The sequence below is a fragment of the Dyadobacter sp. genome (assembly GCF_051859145.1).
Lineage (GTDB): Bacteria > Bacteroidota > Bacteroidia > Cytophagales > Spirosomataceae > Dyadobacter.
The window spans coordinates 1-5,923 of sequence record NZ_JBHYGF010000271.1 but is presented as its reverse complement, the minus strand read 5'-3'; the positions used below and the strand labels follow the sequence as shown (position 1 = coordinate 5,923).

Sequence of the window (5,923 nt, the reverse complement as noted above, 5' to 3'; positions counted from 1 at the left end):
GATGTTGCCAAAAACCGTTTCAAACTGGTGCGTCCAGAAGATCGACTGAATGCCGGTTACCTCGTTCGCCTGCTCTTTCGTCAGCTTTTCACCTTCCCAAACCGCGATCAGCTCATTGGTTTCACGCAAAAACAACACTTCCCGGAACTTCGGATCGGGATGGTCAGGGAATACAAGCAGCATGGTTTCTTCCTGGTCAGCGCCTGTCAGGTAGAATAAGTCGGAGTTTTGTTTGAAGCCCATTGTGCCGTCTGCATTGGTCGGCATCAGGTCATTTGAATTCAAAATGGCGAACGATTTTGGCTTCATCAACTGGGTCAGGCGGCGGCGGTTTTCTATGAACAGGGCTTTATCAATACGGTCGTAGCGCATGGTCGGTTATTTTTTGTAACTCTAATTTAATTTGTAAAATTACGTTTAACTTGTTCTATCGTTGCGGATACCAAATAAAGAATACCTAACTGATTTTCGTTCATGAAAAGATTGCTTCTGATTGCATTTGTCCTGATCCCTGTTGCCTTATCAGCATCTCCCAAGTACTGGATTTATTTTAAAAACAAAGACTTAGGAGCTTCACCGGCGGTATCCCGGCAAACATTGGAAACCAGGCAAATGCTGGGTCTGGCACTATCGGACGAAACAGACTTGCCTGTGCGCACAGATTACGAAAAAGCTTTGAAGGCACAGTCAGTTCATATTATCAACCGCTCGAAATGGTTGAATGCAGTCTCGGCAGTGCTGAGCAGCGAGCAGGCAATGAAGGTGCGGGAACTGGACTTTGTGAAGGAAGTTGTTCCCATTGACCCCGGTTTTTATGTTGCCAAAACCCAGCCCATTGAAAAGGCACAAATGGCGCCGGTAATGTCGCAGGTACAGGCCGGCGCATTCCTGAAAGAAGGTATTACTGCCAAAGATGTTACCATCGGCGTAATTGACGCTGGCTTTTACGGCGCAGATTCATCGACCTCACTTACCCAGATTTTCTCCAACAAAAGAATATTAGCGATCCGCGATTATGTAAAACCGGGGCGCCCGGGAGAATTGCTTTTCAGTTCCGCTGAGAGCTTTTCAGATATGCACGGAACCGAAGTAATGGCCGCGATTGCCGGTGTCGATTTTCAGGACGAAATCCAGTACGGTATGGCGACCAATGCGAAATTTTATCTCGCAAGAACAGACTACTCAATGCGCGAGTACCGGGGCGAAGAAGACAACTGGATTGCTGCAATGGAATGGATGGACAGCCTGGGTGTGCGTTTAATCAATACTTCTTTGGGTTATGCCAAAGGTTTTTCAGACCCGAAAGAAAATTATATCCCTTCTCAAATGGACGGAAAAACGAGCGCGATTACCCGCGCCGCACAGATCGCTTCCGATAAAAAAGGCATCATGCTGATCGTATCGGCGGGCAATGAAGGAGATGATAAAAGCTGGGGGATCGTATCCGCGCCAGCGGATGCGAAAGGTGTACTTTCAGTAGGAGCAACCAACGGAAAGCTCTGGAACAGGATCGGGTACAGCAGTGTGGGGCCGGAGTTTTTACCCTATGTAAAACCGAATGTTTCCTGCTTTTCACTTTACGGTACTTCCCTTTCGGCACCGGTTATAACCGGGTTTGCTGCCTGCCTTTTACAGGCAAATCCGAGGTTAACAAACAAAGAGCTGATTGCATTGATAGAGAAATCGTCGCATCTATATCCTTACGGAAACAACTTTGTAGGATACGGCGTGCCGCAGGCTTCGCGTGCATTGGCACTTGCAAAGGCGCCTTACCTGCCCGACAATGCCAGACTGGTCAAGGCGAAAGGCCGAAGCTGCGATGTGGAAGTGACCAGTGCTGATTCGCTGGTGGCTGTTTACCGGAAGAAAACGAATAAAGATGTGCTGTCACAGCAGGTTGCCAAGGTACAAAATGGAAAAGTGTCCCTCAAACGTCAGAATGGGGAGCACTTTACGACTATCGATCTTAAAGACAATGTAATTGAAGTAGAATGGGACTAAGGTGATTTTCTTAATCTTGCTTCTTCCAGGTCCAGTTCTCTTTCTTTGGTTCTGATCAATTCATCTGCGCAGGCTCTTTCCCTGCGCAGTTTTGTTATCTCCCCACGCTTCACTTCAATAATTTCGAGCAGCATTTGCCTGTACTTGCGCACGTTGGTCTTCGTCTCGCTACCGTTCGAATGCAGGAATTTTGAGTCGGCCATTTCGATGATCTTTTCGTAGCGGTCTTTCAAAAGCCTGAAAGGTTCAAACTCCGCAATTTCGCCGTCGTAGTTTGACTTCATATAATCAAGGCTGACAGTCGCCAGTCTTGAATTCATCATCGCATTCTGCTCCTCCATATTCTCGCCGTCGTCTTCGATTTTAAGCCAGCGCATAATCAGCGGCAGGCTAAGTCCCTGCAGCACAAGCGTAAAGAGGATAACAACAAAGGTGATAAACAGGAACAGGTTACGATGGGGAAAAGCTGCTCCGCTGATTGTCAATGGAATGGCAAGCGCGGAGGCCAGGGATACAACCCCCCGCATTCCGCTCCACGCGACAATGAAAACAGGCTGCCATTTTGGTCTGGGTTCGCCTTCGCGGATAGACCTGAATAGTACACGAGGCAGATAGGTAGCCGGAAATACCCAGATAATACGGATCAGGATCGTGAGCACACTGATAATAACAGCATAGGAAATTACTTCTGTTACCGTGTATCCGTCGAGACCGAGCATTACCTCAGGCAATTGCAGTCCGATCAGGATAAATACAATGCCGTTGAGCAGGAATATGACTGTTTCCCACACGTAATTGGTCTGCATGCGGGACTGGTACGTAAAAAGCTCGTGAGAGCGGAAGCTGAGAAACAGCCCGCCACTTACTACAGATAAGACACCTGAGTAATGAAAATGTTCGGCGGCAATGTACATCAGGTAAGGAGATATGAAGGTAAGTGCCGTGTCAATGCTGGGCGTTGTGGGGAAAAACCGGTGAACTACGTACAAAACGTGCGCAATCGCCAGACCTATTAAAACGCCCATTGTTGCCACCATTAAAAAATCCACACCCGCTTTCCAGAATACAAACTGGCCCGAAGCCACTGTTGCGAGCGCTACACGGAAAACGATCAGGGAGGAAGCGTCGTTTACCAGACTCTCGCCTTCCAGGATAGTCACCACTCTTTTCGGTACTTTCAAGCCCTGCAAAACAGAAGTAGCTGCAACAGCATCGGGAGGCGAGATAATGCCGCCGAGTACAAAGCCCATCGCCAGTGTAAAGCCAGGGATCAATGCGCTCGAAACATAAGCTACTGCGGTGGCGGTAAAGAAAACAAGTCCGAATGCGAGTAGTGAAATCGGCCTTTTCGCAGACCAGAAATCTTTCCAGGAAGTGTTCCAGGCTGCGCTGTAAAGCAATGGCGGGAGGAATATCAGGAACACCCAGTCAGGTGCCAGTTCAAGTATCGGCGTACCGGGAATAAAGCTGATTATCAAACCGGCAATGACCAGGAATATAGGGTAGGAGATACCTATTTTTTCGCTTACCATCGTAAGCATTGCGACCACAAAAAGCAGGGATATTATTAGTAGTAGATTGTCGTGAATCATATTAAGAAACAGAGGTTCGGGGATATAAAAGTATGCAATTCGTTCGTTTATCCTTATGAAACTTTTGCGTGTGGTCGAACACGCAATTTGAATTTTTGGTTTTACATTAGCAGAAAAATCACAGTTTTGTTTATCTTTATTGCCTCAGTTTTATGTTGAATCTGTGGCAGTATACTTAAAAAATTAAATTTTTGGTAAATCTATCACCTAATCCCTATTAACAATGAGTACTTCTCGAAGAGATATCCTGAAAATGGCGGGAATGGCGTTTGCCGGCGGCGCGCTACCTGCTGTTACTATTCTCAATCCCAACCGTGCTTTTGGCGGTGTCAACAGCGAAACTTTAAAGATTGGTTTGATCGGTTGCGGTGGTCGCGGATCGGGCGCGGCTAATCAGGCTTTGAAAGCGGATCCTAATGTCGTTCTTCACGCAGTGGGAGATATCTTCAAAGATAAAATGGATGCCTCTCTTGCTAACCTGACCAAGATTCACGGTCCGAAAGTGAAAGTAGAGGAAGGTAATAAGTTTATCGGGTTTGACGCATATAAGAAAGTGCTTGAATCGGGCGTGGACGTTGTGCTTTTGGCAACTCCTCCTCACTTCCGTCCTGAGCATTTGACTGCCGCTATCAATGCAGGCAAGCACGTGTTTTGCGAAAAACCGGTAGCAGTAGATGCACCGGGTGTGCGGAAAGTACTTGACGCAGCTAAATTGGCAAAACAGAAAAACCTTTCTTTGATGTCGGGTTTCTGCTGGCGCTACCACGAGCCTAAGCGCGCGAGCTTTGCCAGGATCCTGGACGGCGCAGTAGGTGATATCACAGCGATTTACAATACCTACGATACAGGTACACTCTGGTCGTTCCCCCGCGTAGCAGGCTGGTCCGATGCGGAATATGTACTCCGTAACTGGACTTACTACACCTGGCTTGCAGGTGACCACATCGTTGAGCAGGCTGTTCACAGTATTGATATGATGTCGTGGGCAATGGGCGGTAAGCTGCCGGTTTCGGCGGTAGGTACAGGCGGCCGGCAGGTACGTACTGATTCTCTGTTCGGAAATATCTTCGACCACTTCTCGGTAGTCTACGATTACGATAATGGTGTAAAGGGATTCCACCATTCGAGACAGCAGGCTAACTGTGAAAACAGCTACCTCGTACAAACATTGGGTACAAAAGGAAGCGCGATGGTTAACTGCGCTCGGAACGTACACGAAATCACAGGAGCTAATCCGTGGAAATATGAAGGCGTTCAGAACGATATGTACCAGACTGAGCACAATGAATTGTTTGCTTCTATCCGTAGCGGCAAGCTGATCAACGACGGTGAATTCATGGCGCACAGTACCCTGATCGCGATCATGGGAAGAATGGCTTCTTACACCGGCAAGCGCGTGACCTGGAATGAAGCGATGAATTCATCTGAAAAGCTGGGTCCTGATACTTACAGCTTCGATATGAAACCTCCTGTTGTAGAGGTAGCAAAACCAGGTATCACTGCATTCTCCTGATTTTTCATGCAGCGTAGAGAATTTATAAAAAGTGCGGCCATAGCTACATCAGCTATGGCCGTTACTTCGTCTGTGGTGTCCGGTGCGGCATTGCAGACTGCACCTTTGGCCAAACCCATGATCAAGAAAAGTTTGAAATGGGGAATGGTGAAAGAGGATTTGTCGGTAATGGACAAATTTAAACTGCTCAAAGATCTTGGTTACGACGGCGTAGAGCTTGACTCTCCCGACGATAAGCTGACGATGAAGGAAATCCTGGCAGCCCGTGATAAAACAGGATTGGAACTTCCCGGTACTGTGAACTCCATGCACTGGAAATTGCCGCTATCAGATCCTGATCCCAAGAAGCGGGAGGAATGCGTGAAGTCGATTGAAAAGGCATTGATCGATACCAAAGCAATGGGCGGAACTACTGTACTGGTGGTGCCCGGCGTGGTGAATGCTACAACAACTTATGCTGAAGCTTACGAACGTTCGCAGAAGGAAATCAGGAAACTGCTGCCGGTCGCTGAAAAAACGGGCGTTAAGATCGCATTTGAAAATGTGTGGAACCAGTTTTTGCTGAGTCCACTGGAAGCTGCTCGTTTTGTGGACGAGTTCAAGCACCCGATGGTGGGCTGGTATTTTGATGTGGGCAATGTACTTCGGTACAGCTGGCCGGTATCTTGGATCGAGGCTTTGGACAAACGTATATTGAAGCTCGATCTGAAAGAATTCAGTTTTAAAAAACAAAACGAGCTGGGTCTCTGGAAAGGATTTGATGTGGAGTTCATGGAAGGCGATTGCAACTGGGCCGAAGTAAACAAAGCATTGACCA

5 protein-coding genes are annotated in these 5,923 nt (G+C 47.6%); 3 read left to right on the top strand and 2 right to left on the bottom strand.

Annotated features, from left to right (window positions below):
• Positions 1-372 (bottom strand): aminopeptidase P N-terminal domain-containing protein (locus ACTIE6_RS15785; RefSeq protein WP_439557554.1); only part of this gene is annotated, 372 nt, incomplete at its 3' end.
• A gap of 102 nt (positions 373-474) precedes the next feature.
• Between ACTIE6_RS15785 and ACTIE6_RS15780 the strand changes: the two genes are divergently transcribed.
• Entirely contained in the window at positions 475-2,001 is a 1,527-nt protein-coding gene (locus tag ACTIE6_RS15780; RefSeq protein ID WP_439557553.1) for a S8 family serine peptidase, read from the top strand.
• Here the strand turns inward: ACTIE6_RS15780 and ACTIE6_RS15775 are convergent.
• Positions 1,998-3,593, bottom strand: coding sequence for a Na+/H+ antiporter (locus ACTIE6_RS15775; RefSeq protein WP_439557552.1), 1,596 nt, complete (start codon positions 3,591-3,593; stop codon positions 1,998-2,000). The genes ACTIE6_RS15780 and ACTIE6_RS15775 overlap by 4 nt on opposite strands.
• Before the next feature lie 253 nt (positions 3,594-3,846).
• On the opposite strand from ACTIE6_RS15775, the gene ACTIE6_RS15770 reads away from it, so the two are divergent.
• A complete protein-coding gene (locus ACTIE6_RS15770) occupies positions 3,847-5,106 on the top strand; it encodes a Gfo/Idh/MocA family protein (protein ID WP_439557555.1) in 1,260 nt (419 codons plus the stop codon).
• Positions 5,107-5,112: 6 nt separating this feature from the next.
• The coding region (locus ACTIE6_RS15765) for a sugar phosphate isomerase/epimerase family protein (RefSeq protein WP_439557551.1) at positions 5,113-5,923 on the top strand (811 nt) is incomplete at its 3' end.

Coding starts and splice junctions, on each gene's coding strand:
- ACTIE6_RS15775 (WP_439557552.1), bottom strand. CDS start 3,593: ATGATTCACGACAATCTACTACTAATAATATCCCTGCTTTTTGTGGTC.
- ACTIE6_RS15770 (WP_439557555.1), top strand. CDS start 3,847: ATGGCGGGAATGGCGTTTGCCGGCGGCGCGCTACCTGCTGTTACTATT.
- ACTIE6_RS15780 (WP_439557553.1), top strand. CDS start 475: ATGAAAAGATTGCTTCTGATTGCATTTGTCCTGATCCCTGTTGCCTTA.